The sequence below is a fragment of the Denitrificimonas halotolerans genome (assembly GCF_034259425.1).
GTDB classification, from domain to species: Bacteria; Pseudomonadota; Gammaproteobacteria; order Pseudomonadales; family Pseudomonadaceae; genus Denitrificimonas; species Denitrificimonas halotolerans.
This window is the reverse complement of record NZ_JAXIVU010000001.1, coordinates 345,028-361,725: the sequence shown is the minus strand read 5'-3', so window position 1 is coordinate 361,725 and position 16,698 is coordinate 345,028. Positions and strand designations below refer to the sequence as shown.

Sequence of the window (16,698 nt, the reverse complement as noted above, 5' to 3'; positions counted from 1 at the left end):
ATGCTCCTGCGTTTTAGCAAAATGCACGGTCTGGGCAATGATTTGATGGTGCTCGACTTGATCAGTCAGCATGCCTATATCCAACCGCAGAAAATGCGAGAGTGGAGTGACCGTCGTTTTGGTGTGGGCTTTCGGCGTTTGGCGTTAATTGAAGTGCCGCGGCACCCAGATGTTGATTTTGGTTGTCGTATGTTTGATCAAGATGGCGTTGAGGTTGACTGCTTAGCAAGTGATTTATGTTTAGTGGTGCGTCTTGTGGCGGATAAGCGACTCATTTCAAAGGCCCAAATGCGTGTTGAGGTGAGGGGCGTGGTCTTGGATGTGCAATTGCATGTTGATGGTTCTGTCACAGTGCCTTTAGCGACGCCTAAGCTTGAGGCTGAGGTGACAACTTTACCGGCTAGCTTTACCCAGCTGCATCAGGGGAGTGGCTGGCTGTTGGAGATAGCGCTGCTCATATTATTGCAAGCGAGTCGGCACGCTGTATTACGGGTTGCTGATTTGGCTCGGGTGCCTATGGCGCAATTGGCAGGATTGCTTGAGCAGCAAGCGAAGTTCGCAGTGGGTGACCTTGTTAGCGTTGTGCAGGTACAAAATCACGGACAGCTTAATGTGCGCACTTGGCAGTTGGGTCGAGGTGAATTAGATAGTTATCACGAGGGTTTATCAGGGATTGCTGTTGCGAGCGTGACCCAAGGGTGGACTGATGAGTGCCTGCAGGTTGGTTTTGCAAAAGGTTCTGCTAACGCAGTTCTAGAGTGGCGCAATAAGGACCAGCATGTTTATTTTACCGGTGCTTCAACGCGAGTGTATGAAGGACAAATTCGTTTATGAGTAATTTGCGCAAGTCGGCAAAAATGATTACTGCAGAGCAAGTCGCTGCTTATTTAACAACCAACCCCGAGTTTTTTGTGGGTCGGGATGAGTTGATTGAGCAAATGCAAATTCCTCATGAGAGAGGTGAGGCTATCTCTTTGGTTGAGCGTCAAATGCAGGTTTTGCGTGAGCGCAATGCCGAGCTGCATAGTCGATTGGATCAATTAATGTCGGTGGCACGTATTAATGGTCGCTTGTTTGATAAAACACGTCATCTCGCGTTGGAAATGCTGGACGCTCAAACAATAGATGAGTTAGTGAGTGTTGTGGATGATAGCTTACGCCATTCGTTCAAAGTACCTTTTGTTGGGCTGATAATCTTTAGTGATCGGCCAGTTAATGTTGGTCGTAGCACTACGCTTGCATCTGCGCAACAGTCAATTGGGAGCTTGCTGAATAGCAGTAAACCGTTAAGTGGTGTGTTTCGTCCGCAAGAGCTGGCATTTTTGTTTGGTGCCGAGCAAGCAAAGTCGATTAAATCTGCAGCAATTACTGTTTTAGAGCATCAAGGTGTACATGGGGTCTTAGCAGTCGGTAGCGCTGATCAACATCACTATAGTAATGCAGTGGATACATTATTTTTGACATATTTAACTGATGTTTTGGCGCGTTTATTGCCTAAAATGTTGGACTCATTACGTGCGGTGAAATAACAGCAATGTGCATACTTCAAGCTCAGCTCGAGGCTTTTTTGACATATTTGCAAACTGAACGTCAAGTCTCAGCCCATACTTTAAGCGCCTATCGTCGCGACTTAAATAAGGTGTTGGACTTTGCTCAGCAGCAAAATATTGCAAGCTGGGAGGGCTTGCAGGTTGCACATTTGCGGCAGTTAGTGGCAGATTTGCATTATGGTGGTTTGGCAGGGCGCAGCATTGCGCGCCTACTTTCTGCCGTTCGTAGCTTGTATGCTTATTTAATTCGTGAAAACTGTTGTAAACATGACCCTGCAGCTGGTATTCGCCCACCAAAAGGGCCGCGAAAATTACCTAAAGTACTGGATGTAGATCGTGCACAGCAACTACTGGATCAACCAACGAGTGATGATTTCACTGTTTGCCGAGATCAAGCCATTTTAGAGTTGCTGTATTCTTCCGGGCTGCGTTTATCGGAATTGGTAGGGTTAAATACCGGTGATATCGATTTGACGGAAGGCTTAGTTGTGGTGTTGGGTAAAGGCAATAAACAACGAATGTTGCCGGTAGGGAGTAAGGCGATGCAGGCTATAAATCGTTGGTTGAAGGTGCGAAAGCAGGCAAACCCTGTGGATCAAGCATTGTTTATTGGTGTGCGCGGTCGTCGTATGAGCCCGCAAATGGTACGCGAACGGGTGCGTCAGGCTGGGGTTCGCGAGCTGGGGCAGCATTTGCATCCACACATGTTAAGGCACTCGTTTGCTAGTCATATTCTTGAGTCCTCTCATGATCTGCGCGCTGTGCAGGAGTTACTCGGACACGCTGATATCAGCACCACACAGATTTATACGCACCTTGATTTCCAACACTTAGCACAAGTCTATGATCAAGCTCACCCGCGCGCTAAACGTAAGCCAGAAGAATGAGTATTCGTTTAATTACTTTTGATTTAGATGACACTTTATGGTCAGTTGAGCCTGTTATTATTCAAGCTGATAATGCTTTGCGAGCTTGGCTAGTACGCTATGCACCTCTGTTAGGTGAGTTGACGTCAGAACGCCTGAAACAATTGCGCAGTGAGGTGGTGCAACAAAATCCGTATCTGGATCAGCAGGTCAGTGAGTTGCGCTATCAGGTTTTGCTACGCGCGTTATTGCAGTCGGGTTATCCTCAACTTGAAGCGCAAGATTTGGCAGAGCAAGCTTTTCAAGTATTTCTGTCGGAGCGGCAAAAGGTAGATTTGTTTACTGATGTGCTACCGACTTTGGAGTGTTTGCGACATGATTATATGTTGGCTGCATTAAGCAACGGTAATGCAGATGTACGTCGTATTGGGCTTGGTAAATATTTTTCCTTTGCTTTAAATGCGGATATGTTAGGGGTGGCTAAACCAGAGCCGCACATGTTTTTAGCTGCCTTAGCGCGAGCACAGGTTGCACCGGAGCAGAGCATTCATATTGGTGATAATCCTGAGCATGATATCTTTGGTGCGCAACAGGTGGGGATGCGTACAGTTTGGTTTAATCCCGAACAGAAGGTCTGGACTGGTGAGCGTGAGCCTGATGCGTGGGTCAGCCAGATTTCACAACTGCCAGACATTATTAAGCAGTTTGAAGTTTAATTTTATAGTGCGATCACGTAAGTAATACAAATATAGAGTGGCGTGTTGGTGCTGTGATGAATGGATCTAAGGATCAATTAGTGGAGGAGCAATAGCATAGTAGGCTAGGAGTTATCAGCTCTATGTTGTAAGTCAATAAAAACGCCCGTTCATTCGGGCGTTTTTATTGCGATCTAGCAGTGCTGAGTTTAGGCTGTCATGTTAGCAAAAGCGTTTTCTGCTGCATCGAGAGTAATTTGCAACTCTTTCTCGCCTAATGCGCTTGATACAAAGCCCGCTTCGAAGGCGCTTGGAGCCAAGTAAACACCGCCCTCCAGCATTAAGTGGAAGAACTGTTTGAACTGCTCAACATTGCTGGTCATGGAGTCAGCAAAGCTAGTGATGTGTTGTTGATCGGTAAAGTATAATCCAAACATGCCGCCAGCCTGAGTGGTTGTGAAAGGAATACCGGCAGCATCTGCGCGCTCTTGTAAGCCTTTTAGCAGGCGACTAGCGTAGTCAGTGATACCTTCATGGAAACCAGGGCGGCTAATCAGTTTCAATGTGGCTAAGCCGGCGGCCATCGCCAAAGGGTTGCCGGATAAGGTTCCCGCCTGATAAACAGGACCTAATGGTGCAATGTGTGACATCACTTCTTTTTTACCGCCGAAGCAGGCTACGGGCATACCACCTCCAATGACTTTGCCAAAAGTGGAGAGGTCTGGAGTGATTCCGTAATGAGCTTGCGCACCGCCGAGGGCAACACGGAAGCCTGTCATTACTTCATCAAAAATTAACACTACACCATGTTTGTCGCATTGCTCGCGTAAGCCTTCAAGGAAGCCTGGTACGGGAGGGATGCAATTCATATTGCCGGCTACAGGTTCAACGATAATGCAGGCCACTTCATTGCCTTTTTCAGCTAGGCATTGGGCAACGGCATCAATATCGTTATACGGCAGAGTGATGGTGTGTTGTGCAAAAGCAGCTGGAACGCCAGGTGAGCTAGGTACGCCTAATGTCAGGGCGCCTGAGCCTGCTTTAACCAGTAAGCTGTCAGAGTGACCGTGGTAGCAACCTTCAAATTTAATGATGCTATCACGACCGGTGTAACCGCGGGCCAGGCGAATCGCACTCATGGTGGCTTCAGTGCCTGAGCTCACCATGCGCACCATATCCAAAGATGGGACTAAGCTGCAGACCATATCAGCCATTTCTACTTCCAGAGCAGTTGGCGCACCGTAGGATAAGCCATGATCTACTTGCGCGCGCACAGCATCAAGTACTTGAGGATGGCCGTGACCAAGAATCATTGGCCCCCAAGAACCGACGTAGTCGACATAGCGTTTGTCATCTTCATCGGTAATATAAGCACCTTCAGCGTGCTTGATAAACAAAGGTGTACCACCAACCCCAGCGAATGCGCGTACAGGAGAGTTTACACCGCCTGGAATATGTTTTTGAGCTTGTTCAAATAAAGATGCTGAACGTGACATGAAAAAACCTCATTTAAAAAGCAGTGAGCATATCGCTGCGAAAATTAATCAGTAAAAAGAGCGCTAAATGCGCGAGCGCGTTGTTCGACTGTAACAGGGGTGTCTGCTGCAAATAATCCATGGATCACAGCCAGCATATTAGCTCCGTGCTGAATAAGTACACTGCCGTTATCTAGCGTGATACCGCCAATGGCAACAATAGGATGGTTCAGCTGTTGGGCCTGCTCAAGCAAGTCGGTGTTGGCTAGAGCTGCACCAGGTTTGGTTTGAGAGTTATAAAAGCGTCCGAAAGCAATGTAGTCAGCTTGTTGAGCAATTGCTTGCTTAGCTAGCTCCAGTTGGGCGTGGCAGGTGGCTCCAATGATAGCGTTGGGGCCTAGTAATTGACGAGCTTTAAGTAAGCTGCCATCTTTTTGTCCAAGGTGTAGGTCAGCACCGATTTTAGCTGCTAAATGCATGTCGTCATTGATAATCAAACGAGCGCCATACTTCTGGCAGAGTGTATGTAAGGCCTTGGCTTCACTGAGTCGACGTGCTGTATCGCTAGATTTGTCACGGTATTGCAAAAGTTTTGCACCACCGCTTAATGCTGCCTCACAATAAGGCAGTAAGCGCTCATTAGCGAGTAGAGCTGAGTCTGTAATGGCATATAAACCGCTGAGTGCGTGTTGTTTTGTGCTCATGGATGGCAGAAATCCAGTGGGATGCGGCGTGGAATATACTGACCGCGCCCTGGTGCTTCGGCATCACGTAATGTACGCCATGTATAGTTCAGTGCCGATTTAACGGCGCTGACCAAATCTTCGCCTAAAGCGAGGCGTCCAGCTAGGGTGCTTGCTAAGGTACAGCCAGAGCCATGGTACTCACCGGGTAAGCGTGCGCAAGTAAAGGTGTGTGAACTGCCGTCAGCGCAGTACAGACGATTATGGACTTCATGCTCAGTACCATGGCCGCCAGTAATTAACAAATTTTGGCAATGCTTAAGTAGTGCTGTTGCGCATTCGTCTGCAGTACCTTCTGGTAATTCAGCTAGAATTCGTGCTTCTGGTAGGTTTGGGGTGACTATGGTTGCTAAAGGCATGAGCTTGTTACGTAGTGCGTAACCCACTTCATCTTTACCTAAAGCACCGCCACCGCCCGCCCGTAAAACTGGATCACAGACAAAAGGTGTGTCGGGAAGTTGCTTAATGATTTGCTCAACGGTATCGACCATAGCTAGAGAACCAAGCATACCCAGTTTAATCGCTGAGATTGGCATGTCATCTAAAATGGCTTTGGCCTGTGCAGTCACCCATTCGTGCTCAAGTATCTGGAAGTCGCTGACATCAACAGTGTCTTGAATGGTTAAAGCAGTTAAAACTGGGGTGGCGTGACATTGCTGGGCAATCAGCGCTTCTATATCTGCTTGTAATCCTGCGCCACCGACCGGATCATGACCTGATAAGCACAGTACAGAAGGGCGAGAAGTATATGTATTCATAAATTCAAGTTTACCATGGATAGAAAAGGGCCGGCAGGGATTGAGTGAGCCGGCCTGTTAAATGGTTAGTGCTATGTATCGGTCAGGCCAGTATTGCTAGTAGGCTGCTCGGTTTCAGTTGGAGTGGTGTCTGTCCTGATATTGAGCCAGTCCAGTGCTCGCGCTTGCGCTAACTGAACATTTACTGCATGGGAAATTTTGGTGCTGCCTAAGCCAATACCTGCACGATGCATTTTATGACGTACTTTAGCCGAAGCTCCTAAAAAGATAATACCAATATCATTTTTTTCGTAGTCATTTAACACGTTGCTGAGGGCAGCTAAAGCTGTCATGTCAAGCATAGGTACGCCACGTAGGTCGATAATAACAACGCGAATTTCAGGGTTAAATTTGCGCAGTACACTTAAGGCCTTTTCAGCAGCGCCGAAGAATAATGGGCCACGAATTGCATATACGGCGACGGAATCTGGTAAGTCTGGAATATCTTGGGCGTCACGTCCAACACTGGATGTATCGGTGAGATCGCTCATGCTTTTAATGAATAGGCCGGCCGCAAGTAATAGGCCGACACCAACAGCTAGCACCATGTCAAAAAGTACCGTCAGCGATAGGCACGTGAGTAGCACTAGTACATCATTGCGTGGTGCTATACGTAGGGTATGAATTACGTGTTTGGGCTCGCTCATATTCCAAGCAACCATAAGTAGCAATGCTGCTAATGCAGCCATGGGTAAATGGCTGAAAATAGGAGCTAAAAATAGCATTGCTAGTAAGACAACGCCGGCGTGAATAATTGCGGCAATAGGCGAGAAGGCCCCAGCGCGAACGTTTGCGGCACTGCGAGCAATAGCAGCAGTTGCGGTGATACCACCAAATAAGGGCGCCACAATATTACCTAACCCTTGCCCAATAAGCTCACCGTTTGGGTCGTGTTTTGTACCTGCCATACCGTCGGCAACAACAGCGCAAAGTAACGACTCAATGGCTCCTAGCATGGCAATGGCGAAGGCTGGTGCTAAAAGTTGTCTAAAGAGCTCAAAAGACAAAACGAGCGGTTGGCCATTAGCGCCACTGAACTCCCAAGGCCACATAAATGAAGGTAGAAAAGGTGGGATCCCGGGATGGCTGACTCCATCGACTTCATAATTGAAGCGCTCGCCGATGGTGGCTACAGATATGTCTGCGCTGTTTAAAGCCAAACCTACCAAACTGCCGACTGCAAGGGCGGCAAGGTGTCCAGGTATTTTGGGAACAAATCGAGGCCAGATGATGAGTACGGCTAAAGTGATTGCCGCAACCAAGGTGTCACCCACTTGAATGCTTGGCATGGCTTGGGCGAGAGCACTAATTTGCTCAATATAGTTGGCTGTAGGCTGGACATCTGATAGTCCGAAAGCATCTTTAATTTGCAGTGTGGCAATGACTACTCCAATCCCCGCAGTAAAACCAAGGGTAACAGGGTAGGGGATGAATTGGAGTAAGGCGCCGGCACGTAATACTCCCATGCTGATTAGGATGACTCCTGCCATAGCTGTACAAAGGAGTAGCCCTCCGACGCCAAACTGTTGAGTGATTGGCAGTAGAATAACCACAAAAGCTGCGGTAGGGCCTGAGACATTAAAGCGTGAACCGCCGGTTAAGGCGATCAAGGCTCCAGCAATCAGGACAGTATACAAACCGTGCTGGGGTGGGACACCTACGGCAATGGCTAAAGCCATAGCTAAAGGAATAGCAATAATGCCAACGGTTAAGCCTGCGCTGATGTCACCGCGCAGAGCGTTGAGCGTATAACCTTCGGCAAATGTTTGTCGTAATGCAGAAAATAATGGCGGAATATACATAATGGCTCCACAAGTGAGTGCCGCTTTATTATAGACCCATGATCTGTATGGAAAGCTAGAGCAATAAGGTTTTGCTGTTTCTTTCTCGTATAATTCTACTGAGTTCACATTATTAATACAGGTTTGATGTGGTGGGTGGTAGTTGCCTGCAGCTTGCTTTTCTAAGGTAGAGATTGATAGAAACACAGCATCAGCGGATGCGTGAATGAATATTCGGTTGCAATTTTCTCACTAACGGGCATACTAACGCGGCTCTTTTGTGGTAATGCCTAGCCAATACATTAGAGTAGGTAAAGTGATGCAAATTTACCGAAATCATAGCCATAGCAGACGTGATAGACCCGAGCCCCCGAAGTAGCGTCTGTCATATGAGCTGACTTTGACTTGTCAAAGACAAAACTATTCATTAGGATTTGCCGTCTATTTTTAGGGCGGCCCTGAGGCCATAGCGAATGAAAACTTTTACAGCAAAAAATGAAACAGTACAGCGCGACTGGTATATCGTCGACGCTGCAGGCCAGACCCTGGGTCGTTTGGCCACTGAGATTGCCAGCCGTTTGCGCGGTAAGCATAAGCCTGAGTACACCCCGCACGTTGATACTGGCGATTACATCGTTGTTATTAATGCTGAGCAGGTTCGTGTAACCGGTAAGAAAACATCAGATAAGAAGTACTACTCACACACTGGTTTCCCTGGCGGTATCAAGGAAATTACTTTTGAGAAGTTAATCGATAAAGCACCTGAACGCGTTCTAGAAGCCGCTGTTAAAGGTATGCTTCCAAGAAATCCGCTGGGCCGCGACATGTATCGCAAGCTGAAAGTGTATGCTGGTAGTAACCACCCGCATGCTGCACAGCAGCCCCAAGAACTTAAGATTTAACGGGATAGTTGATTATGTCGGCGACTCAAAATTACGGCACAGGCCGTCGCAAGACTGCAACCGCACGCGTTTTTTTACGTCCGGGTACAGGCAGTATTTCTATTAACAATCGCACTCTGGATAACTTTTTCCCTCGCGAAACTGCACGAATGATGGTTCGTCAGCCGCTTGAGTTAACAGAAACTCTAGAAAAGTTTGACGTTGTCGTCACCGTTGCTGGTGGTGGTGCAAGTGGTCAAGCAGGTGCTATCCGTCATGGTATTACTCGTGCGCTGATGGATTATGACGAAACTTTGCGTCCAGAGCTGCGTAAAGCTGGCTTTGTTACGCGTGACGCTCGTGCAGTTGAGCGTAAAAAGGTTGGTCTACGTAAAGCACGTAAGCGTCCTCAGTTCTCTAAGCGCTGATCGATACTTGCTGCAGAAAAACGCCCGTTTCCGCAAGGAATCAGGGCGTTTTTTGTATCTGTCTTGCCTTGTGACAACAGTTTTATGGTTAGCAGGTTATATATTGGCAATTCTAGGGTGTATGGAATGTGGCGATAACTTGTCAAGAAGGCGCCTTTTCTTTACTATTTGTTACATTCAAAAATGTAAGTAGCTTTTTTCTTATTACAAAGCCTGATAATAGGCTAAATAGCTGATGGGAGACGACTTAAATGAGCAATGACGGCGTGAATTCGGGCCGACGTCGCTTTCTAGTTGCAGCCACCTCTGTGGTGGGTGCGGTTGGAGCGGCAGGGGCTGCGATCCCGTTCTTGGGGTCTTGGGCTCCAAGTGCTAAGGCGAAAGCCGCGGGAGCACCGGTGCGTGTGAATATAAGTAAGGTTGGGCCAGGTGAGCAAGTTGTTGTTGAATGGCGTGGACAACCTGTATTTGTGGTGCACCGCACACCGGAAATTATGGAAGGGCTGAAGAAGATCGAGGCGAAGCTAAGCGACCCTCAATCCGAAGCGTCAGAACAACCAGCTTACGTTAATCCTAAAGAGCGCTCAATTAAGCCTGAAGTGCTGATAGTACTCGGTGTATGCACTCACTTAGGTTGTTCTCCAACCTTCAGGCCTGAAGTTGCTCCAGTTGACTTAGGACCGGAGTGGGTTGGTGGTTATTTCTGTGCTTGCCACGGTTCACGCTATGACTTAGCTGGACGTGTGTATAAGGCCCAACCAGCGCCGCTGAACTTGCCTGTTCCTCCGCATTCTTATGAGACAGATGATGTCGTCATTATTGGTATCGATGAGGAGACTGCATAATGAGCAAGTTTATGGAGTGGATTGATGCACGTTTCCCAGCCACCAAAATGTGGGAAGACCATTTATCCAAATATTACGCGCCGAAAAACTTTAACTTCTATTATTTCTTCGGCTCCCTTGCTCTTTTAGTACTGGTTAATCAGATACTAACGGGTATTTGGTTGACGATGAGCTATGAACCATCAGCTGAAGGTGCTTTTGCATCTGTTGAATACATCATGCGTGATGTTGAATACGGCTGGATCTTGCGTTACTTACATTCAACAGGCGCATCAGCATTCTTTATTGTTGTATATATGCATATGTTCCGTGGCTTATTGTACGGTTCATATCAGAAGCCTCGTGAGTTGGTTTGGGTTTTCGGAATGCTAATTTACTTAGCATTGATGGCTGAAGCCTTTATGGGTTACTTGTTGCCTTGGGGACAGATGTCATACTGGGGGGCGCAGGTGATTATTTCACTCTTTGGTGCGATCCCTGTTATTGGTGCAGATCTCACTGAGTGGATTCGTGGTGACTATCTCATTTCAGGTATTACCCTAAACCGTTTCTTTGCGTTGCATGTGATTGCAGTGCCTATTGTTTTATTGGCGCTAGTTGTTTTGCATATCTTAGCATTGCACGAAGTCGGTTCTAATAACCCTGATGGTGTGGATATTAAGAAGCATAAAGATGAAAATGGTGTACCTTTAGATGGTATCCCATTCCACCCTTACTACACTGTTAAAGACATTGTTGGTGTTGTGGTGTTCTTGTTTGTTTTCTGCTTTGTAGTGTTTTTCTTCCCAGAAATGGGTGGTTACTTCCTTGAAAAACCAAACTTTGAGCAAGCAAACGCGCTTAAAACACCTGCACATATTGCGCCTGTTTGGTACTTCACACCGTTCTATGCAATTTTGCGAGCAGTGCCTGATAAGTTAATGGGTGTTATAGCGATGGGTGCATCGATTGCCCTGTTGTTTGTTTTACCATGGCTTGATCGTAGTCCGGTTCGGTCTATGCGCTATAAGGGTTGGTTAAGCAAAATCTGGTTGTTTGTATTTTGCGTCAGCTTCTTAATCTTGGGTGTGTTGGGTGTTGTACCAGCAACAGAAGAGCGTACGTTGATTGCGCGTATCTGTACTATTCTTTACTTCGCTTACTTCATTCTGATGCCTTTCTACACCAGAATGGAAAAAACTAAACCGGTTCCGGAAAGGGTGACTGGCTAATGAAAAAGCAAATTGCTGCATTACTTTTAGCTGCATTACCTCTATTTGGTTTTGCTGCAGGCGGCGCTTATCCATTGGATAGCGTTAAGATTGATTTAACTGATAAAGCGGCTCTGCAAGATGGCGCACAAACCTTTGTAAACTATTGCATGGGTTGTCATGGAGCAAAGTTCCAGCGTTATGAGCGAGTAGCAAATGATCTGGGTATTAGCGAAGAGCTAATGATGGACAATCTTGTATTGACCGGCGCTAAGTATGGTGATCATATGAAGTCCAGCATGCGCGAGTCTGATGGTAAGGCATGGTTCGGTGCCGCCGCGCCAGACTTGACCAACGTTGCTCGTGTGCGTGGGACGGATTGGTTGTATACATATTTGCGTACATTCTATGAAGATCCTTCGCGCCCATACGGTGTAAATAACAAGGTGTTTGATTCTGTAGGTATGCCTAACGTTTTAGTTGGCTTACAGGGGCGTCAAATCATTGGTTGTAAACAAGTACAAATTGAGGAAAACGGCAAAAAAGTATTTGACCCGTTAACTGGTACGCCAGTAACTCAAGAGGCTTGTGATCAACTGACTGTTGTGCCTAATACAGGTAAGTTAAGTGAAGTGGAATTTGACGAGAAAATTAAAAATCTTGTAACTTTCCTCGAATACTCTGCAAATCCTGTTAAGCTCAAGAGTCAGCGTATCGGAATGTACGTATTGTTATTCCTTGCTATCTTCTTTGTATTTGCCTATTTATTGAAGCGCGAATACTGGAAAGATGTACATTGATCAACAATGCGCTAGCTACCGAGTGACGCACGCGCCCTAATGGGCGCGTGCGTTTTTGTGCTTTATGTATATTTCTAGTGGAGGAGGTAAGCATGTCGTCTGCCCCCAATAAGTTGGGCTGTTACTCTGATCCTACGTGTCAGTACTCGCATCGTGTGCGTTTGGTGCTTGCGGAGAAAGCAGTAACTGCTGAGATCATGGATGTAGTAGATGGCGAGTGTCCAGAGTATCTAGCTGAGGTTAATCCTTATGCTACTGTGCCAACTCTGGTTGATCGCGATTTAGCTCTATACGATTCAACTGTCATACTTGAGTACTTAGATGAACGCTATCCACACCCGCCTTTGTTGCCGGTGTATCCAGTAGCGCGTGCGAATACACGTATGTTGTCATACCGTGTGCAGCGTGACTGGAGTGCGCAAGCAGACTTGATTCTTGATAAAAAGACAAAAGAAGCGGCGCGTAATAAAGCGCGTAAAGAGTTGCGTGAAAGCTTGACAGGTGTTGCACCTGTATTTGCTAGCATGAAATACTTTATGAGCGATGAGTTCAGTTTGGTTGATTGCTATCTCTTGCCACTCTTATGGCGCTTACCTGTTTTAGGTATTGAGTTACCAAAAGCTGCGCAACCATTGCTTGAATATATGGAGCGTAATTTTGCTCGTGAAGCATTTCAGGCTAGTTTGTCTGAAGCTGAGCGTTTAATGCGACCTTAAGCGGGAGTAGATTAAGTTATGAACTCCAGTCGTCCTTATATATTGCGCGCATTACATGAGTGGATTGTTGATAATGAGTGCACGCCGCATATTTTAGTTGATGCTAATTATCCTAACGTTAAAGTGCCTCCTGGGCATGCAGTAGATGGACGAGTTGTTTTAAATATCGCACCTGCGGCGGTGCGATATTTAGAGGTTAATAACCAAGCTGTGAGCTTTGAGGCTCGTTTTTCAGGTGCACCATTTTCACTTTACGTGCCTATCAATGCTGTATTGGCAATTTATGCACGTGAAAATGGACAAGGTATGTTCTTTGATACTGACTCAGACGTTTTAAGTGATGAAGAGGCGGTGTTAGAGGAAAATGCCAGTGAGTCTGGGAGGGATGAAGAGACGTCAGCTGTATTGCATATAGTTGATAAGCCTGAAGAATCAGAAGGACCTGATGGCGATCCACCTAAGCCACCCACTCCAGGGCGTCCAAATTTACGCGTGGTAAAGTAGTTCCAATCTTCTACGGTACTGATTACAGTGCCGTAGAAGACTTCTCTTTAGTTGAACAGTGCTAGATGTGTGCAATACAGATTAATCTATATATTCGAATAAGCGCACAATTTTTTGCACCCCGTTCACTTCTTGTGCAACTGCTGTAGCGCGTTGTGCTTCTGCGCGGCTAATTATACCTAGTAAATAAACAGTTCCATTTTCTGTTACTACTTTTACTTTAGAAGCTGGGACGTCATTATAGGACAGCATCCGTGTTTTTATATTGGCTGTAAGCATCGCATCGTTGCTGCGTACCAGGCCAGAAGTTGGTGTGGTGATTTGTAATTCATTATGAATCTTTTTGGCGCTTCCCACTGTCTCTGCAGCTTTGCCTGCAATGTGTTTGAGCTCCTCGCGAGGGGTTTGTCCAGCGACCAGTACGATGCCGTTATAGCTAGTTACTACAATACGAGATGTAGTAGTGGATAGGTCAACGTGTGCTTCTTTAATGGCGCGGCTCACTTCAGGAGCAATAAATTGGTCATCAATTTTATTACCTAAAGTGCGTGCACCACAGGCAGTTAGAGCGACGCTAATACAAACTATAGCAAGAATTTTACGAATCATTCTTCACTCCCAAACAGTTGGTGGTCAATTAAGTCACACAAACTATGAATAACTAGCAAGTGCACCTCCTGTACGCGTGCAGTGACATTCGATGGCACTCGGATTTCGATGTCATCAGGTAATAATAATGGTGCAATTTGTCCGCCATCACGGCCGGTAAGAGCAACAACATACATATTGCGGTCGTGAGCTGCATGAATAGCTTGGATAATGTTGGCTGAATTGCCACTGGTAGATATAGCAAGCAATACATCACCTTCTTGACCTAGAGCACGGATTTGCTTAGAGAAAACTTCTTCGTAGCTATAATCATTCGCAATAGAAGTAATGGTTGAGCTGTCAGTGGTTAGGGCAATAGCAGGTAGGCTTGGGCGTTCACGTTCAAAGCGATTGAGCATTTCAGAGGAGAAGTGCTGTGCATCGCCAGCAGATCCGCCGTTACCACAGGCTAAAATTTTACCTTCATTAAGAAGTGAACTCACCATCATAAGGCTGGCACTTTCAATAGCTGGTGGTAATACGGTTAAAGAATTTTGTTTGGTTTCAATGCTTGCTTGAAACATATGTTGAATTCGCGGTTGCATAAAATCAGCCTTTAATAAAAATTGAAATTAGGATTCAAATGCATCTTGGATCCAGTCTAGCTCGAATGTGTGCATACTGCTCGGATGTACACTAATGACATCAAAACGGCAGGGGTGTTCGAGCCATTGTGGAAATTCGTTTAAAAAGCACTCAGCGGTTTTGATCAGTTTATTTCGTTTACGTTGATCAACACTGTCCAATGCGCCACCAAAATCTTGATGTTTGCGGTAGCGAACTTCAATAAATACTACAGTATCTTGGTCGAGCATAATGAGGTCGATTTCACCATAGCGGCACGACCAGTTTGTAGTAATACTGACTAAACCCGCTTGGTTTAAATGTTGTAAGGCGTAACGCTCAAACTTGTGTCCTGTTTGTACTGTATTACTCAATCCGTGCGTCCTTTAGAGGTGTTAGTTGCCCGTTATTGAATTCGACCCAGTATAGATTACGATGGATACGTCTTTGCTGATCAAGTTGTAAAATACCAGTTAGGCCAGTTGAGCTATTACTAGGTAAAGTGCTGAGCTGTTGTAGCTGGCTTGTGATTCGGTAGGCATCTGCTCCCATGGCATAAAAACGGCCGAGACCGCCTTGAGCGTTACTCCAGAGTTGGGTAATGTGCTGGCGGGTGGGATGATTTGGTTCTATAAACCAAGGCATTTCGCTGAATTGAAGGCCATTGAGTTCAGGGTAGATTTCATTTGCACCTGAGTGTACTGCTGAAGTTGCATAAATAGGGATGTCACCGGCATATTGAAAAGCCAATGCAGGCTTGATATGGCGTGCTTGTTCAGGGCTGGCGGCTAAAAATATAAACTCAATATCTTGACGGCGAGCAGGCTGTGCCGCCACTTTCATTTCTAAAGTTGCTTCAAGTTGTTTAGTACGTTGTTCACTTGCGCGGAGTTCAAGGAGCTCTGCAATTTGTGCGGGCAGTTCAGTAGGGCGTGAGAAACGAGTGGTGCCAACGACTTGTCCGCCAAGAGATTTCCAATGAGCTGCAAATTCGGCCTGAATGCGTTCACCCCAAGCACTTGCGGGAACCATGATTGCAGTACGACGTAGACCATCAGCCCAAGCACGATTTGCAGCGGCGCGCGCTTCATCTTCAGCAGCTAAACCATACTGAAAAAGCTGTTGTGGCGGTATTTGTCCGCGATCGGCATAATTTAGCGCTAATGTAGCGATGGCTAGTGTAGGGCGGCTCGCAAGTTGACGGACGAGATCTTTTTCCCAAGGCCCTACGACAAGCTCTATACCATCGGACTGAGCTTGTTGGTAGAAGGCATCGAGTGAAGTGAAGCTGTTGCTGTCGTAAAGACGAATATTTGGGGTTGGCTCACCATTTTCTTTAGCAATGTAATGTGCTGCAAAAAAACCATTACGTAGCGCGTTAACAACGTTTTGGTTCGGATCGTTTGAAGGTAGAAGTAAAGCGATTGAATTGATTGTTTGTATTTGTAGCTGCTGTAATTGTTGTAAGGCTTCAGGGAGCTTTTGGCCAGCAGGATGCTTAGGGTTTTGTAAGACCCACTGTAAAAGGTCACTTTGCTGTTGTTGTAGTGAGTGGGTGCTTTTAGTTACATGAGCCAATGTCAACCAGCCATGGAAAATAGGGTCATCTGTGCTTTCCAACTCCAGCTGCAGTTGTGTAATAGATAAGGTGTTGACAAGGCGCCAAGTTGCTTGGTGGTTATCGAAAGCAGCTGATTCGGTTAATATTGGGGCTATTTTAATGCGTTCACGAACGGCAGCTGCAAATTGGCTGCTCTCTTCGAAAGCTTGGGCGCGTACTAAACCGGTGCGTATTTGCTGGTTGTTAGGCATTTTTTGTAAATACTGAAAGCTCGGGTGGTTCAGTGCTTTTAGTGCAGATTTAGGCTGTTTGAGTGCTACTGCGATTTCTGCTTCTAGCGTTTTGGCAAAAATCAGCTGTGCAGGTGTTGCTTGGTTTAAGTCGATGCCATCTAAAATTTTTCGAGCACGAGCTACTAGCCGTTGTTGCCAAGCTAAATCTGCGGCAGCTAGATATAGACCTATACCGCGACTGTCATCTCTTTTACTGGCCTGCAGCAATAGAGTGTCTAGGTCAGTATATTGGGTGGGTGGTAATTGACCTAAAGAATTGCTTGGTGAGCTAGCACAAGCGGCCAGAAATGCTGAGAAACATATAACTGAAAGGAGTCGTAAGGGCGTTTTCATAGACAAACAATCCAAGCTCAATAAAATG

General features: G+C 46.3%; 19 protein-coding genes. 11 read left to right on the top strand and 8 right to left on the bottom strand.

Features of this window, described 5'->3' with window-relative positions; all coding sequences use genetic code 11:
* The 4 genes from TOI97_RS01750 to TOI97_RS01735 are packed head-to-tail and all read left to right on the top strand — an operon-like array spanning position 1 to position 3,132.
* Complete coding sequence (locus TOI97_RS01750) at positions 1–834, top strand: diaminopimelate epimerase (RefSeq protein WP_321552396.1); 834 nt, start codon at positions 1–3, stop codon at positions 832–834.
* Complete coding sequence (locus TOI97_RS01745; protein ID WP_321552395.1) at positions 831–1,529, top strand: DUF484 family protein; 699 nt, start codon at positions 831–833, stop codon at positions 1,527–1,529. Before TOI97_RS01750 ends, TOI97_RS01745 begins: the two co-directional genes overlap by 4 nt.
* Before the next feature lie 5 nt (positions 1,530–1,534).
* Positions 1,535–2,437 carry a tyrosine recombinase XerC gene (gene xerC / locus TOI97_RS01740; protein ID WP_321552394.1) on the top strand — a complete coding sequence of 301 codons (903 nt, stop codon included), beginning with the start codon at positions 1,535–1,537 and terminating at the stop codon, positions 2,435–2,437.
* On the top strand, positions 2,434–3,132 hold the full coding sequence (locus tag TOI97_RS01735) for an HAD family hydrolase (RefSeq protein ID WP_321552393.1): 699 nt from the start codon (positions 2,434–2,436) through the stop codon (positions 3,130–3,132). The genes xerC and TOI97_RS01735 overlap by 4 nt, the downstream gene beginning before the upstream one ends.
* A gap of 188 nt (positions 3,133–3,320) precedes the next feature.
* Here the strand turns inward: TOI97_RS01735 and hemL are convergent, their stop codons facing one another.
* The 4 genes from hemL to dauA all read right to left on the bottom strand — a co-directional run bounded on the left by hemL (position 3,321) and on the right by dauA (position 7,928).
* Positions 3,321–4,607, bottom strand: a complete 1,287-nt coding sequence (gene hemL, locus TOI97_RS01730; RefSeq protein WP_321552392.1) for a glutamate-1-semialdehyde 2,1-aminomutase — start codon at positions 4,605–4,607, stop codon at positions 3,321–3,323.
* A gap of 44 nt (positions 4,608–4,651) precedes the next feature.
* A complete protein-coding gene (thiE, locus tag TOI97_RS01725; RefSeq protein WP_321552391.1) occupies positions 4,652–5,290 on the bottom strand; it encodes a thiamine phosphate synthase in 639 nt (212 codons plus the stop codon).
* Positions 5,287–6,087, bottom strand: coding sequence for a bifunctional hydroxymethylpyrimidine kinase/phosphomethylpyrimidine kinase (locus TOI97_RS01720; RefSeq protein WP_321552390.1), 801 nt, complete (start codon positions 6,085–6,087; stop codon positions 5,287–5,289). The genes thiE and TOI97_RS01720 overlap by 4 nt, the downstream gene beginning before the upstream one ends.
* A 71-nt stretch (positions 6,088–6,158) precedes the next feature.
* Positions 6,159–7,928, bottom strand: a complete 1,770-nt coding sequence (dauA, locus tag TOI97_RS01715) for a C4-dicarboxylic acid transporter DauA (protein WP_321552389.1) — start codon at positions 7,926–7,928, stop codon at positions 6,159–6,161.
* A gap of 452 nt (positions 7,929–8,380) precedes the next feature.
* Here dauA and rplM point away from each other — a divergent pair, with 452 nt between their 5' ends.
* The 7 genes from rplM (at position 8,381) to TOI97_RS01680 (ending at position 13,271) form a co-directional block, all read left to right on the top strand.
* On the top strand, positions 8,381–8,809 hold the full coding sequence (rplM, locus tag TOI97_RS01710) for a 50S ribosomal protein L13 (protein ID WP_321552388.1): 429 nt from the start codon (positions 8,381–8,383) through the stop codon (positions 8,807–8,809).
* A gap of 14 nt (positions 8,810–8,823) precedes the next feature.
* A complete protein-coding gene (gene rpsI, locus TOI97_RS01705) occupies positions 8,824–9,216 on the top strand; it encodes a 30S ribosomal protein S9 (RefSeq protein ID WP_321552387.1) in 393 nt (130 codons plus the stop codon).
* 251 nt (positions 9,217–9,467) lie between these two features.
* The gene (gene petA, locus TOI97_RS01700; protein WP_321552386.1) at positions 9,468–10,061 is read left to right on the top strand and encodes a ubiquinol-cytochrome c reductase iron-sulfur subunit; all 594 of its coding nucleotides are present in this window, start codon (positions 9,468–9,470) and stop codon (positions 10,059–10,061) included.
* Positions 10,061–11,272 carry a cytochrome b gene (locus TOI97_RS01695; protein WP_321552385.1) on the top strand — a complete coding sequence of 404 codons (1,212 nt, stop codon included), beginning with the start codon at positions 10,061–10,063 and terminating at the stop codon, positions 11,270–11,272. The genes petA and TOI97_RS01695 overlap by 1 nt, the downstream gene beginning before the upstream one ends.
* Positions 11,272–12,051: a cytochrome c1 gene (locus TOI97_RS01690; RefSeq protein ID WP_321552384.1), complete on the top strand. Its 780-nt coding sequence runs from the start codon at positions 11,272–11,274 to the stop codon at positions 12,049–12,051. Before TOI97_RS01695 ends, TOI97_RS01690 begins: the two co-directional genes overlap by 1 nt.
* Positions 12,052–12,143: 92 nt before the next feature.
* Positions 12,144–12,767, top strand: coding sequence for a glutathione S-transferase N-terminal domain-containing protein (locus TOI97_RS01685; RefSeq protein ID WP_321552383.1), 624 nt, complete (start codon positions 12,144–12,146; stop codon positions 12,765–12,767).
* A gap of 18 nt (positions 12,768–12,785) precedes the next feature.
* On the top strand, positions 12,786–13,271 hold the full coding sequence (locus TOI97_RS01680) for a ClpXP protease specificity-enhancing factor (protein WP_321552382.1): 486 nt from the start codon (positions 12,786–12,788) through the stop codon (positions 13,269–13,271).
* Positions 13,272–13,352: 81 nt separating this feature from the next.
* Here the strand turns inward: TOI97_RS01680 and TOI97_RS01675 are convergent, their stop codons facing one another.
* Genes TOI97_RS01675 through TOI97_RS01660 form a run of 4 tightly spaced genes read right to left on the bottom strand, consistent with a single transcriptional unit; the run spans position 13,353 to position 16,670 of the window.
* Positions 13,353–13,880, bottom strand: coding sequence for a BON domain-containing protein (locus TOI97_RS01675; RefSeq protein ID WP_321552381.1), 528 nt, complete (start codon positions 13,878–13,880; stop codon positions 13,353–13,355).
* The gene (locus TOI97_RS01670; protein ID WP_321552380.1) at positions 13,877–14,464 is read right to left on the bottom strand and encodes a phosphoheptose isomerase; all 588 of its coding nucleotides are present in this window, start codon (positions 14,462–14,464) and stop codon (positions 13,877–13,879) included. Before TOI97_RS01670 ends, TOI97_RS01675 begins: the two co-directional genes overlap by 4 nt.
* A gap of 27 nt (positions 14,465–14,491) precedes the next feature.
* Positions 14,492–14,857: a YraN family protein gene (locus TOI97_RS01665; protein ID WP_321552379.1), complete on the bottom strand. Its 366-nt coding sequence runs from the start codon at positions 14,855–14,857 to the stop codon at positions 14,492–14,494.
* Positions 14,850–16,670, bottom strand: coding sequence for a penicillin-binding protein activator (locus TOI97_RS01660; protein ID WP_321552378.1), 1,821 nt, complete (start codon positions 16,668–16,670; stop codon positions 14,850–14,852). Before TOI97_RS01660 ends, TOI97_RS01665 begins: the two co-directional genes overlap by 8 nt.
* Positions 16,671–16,698 lie beyond the last annotated feature (28 nt).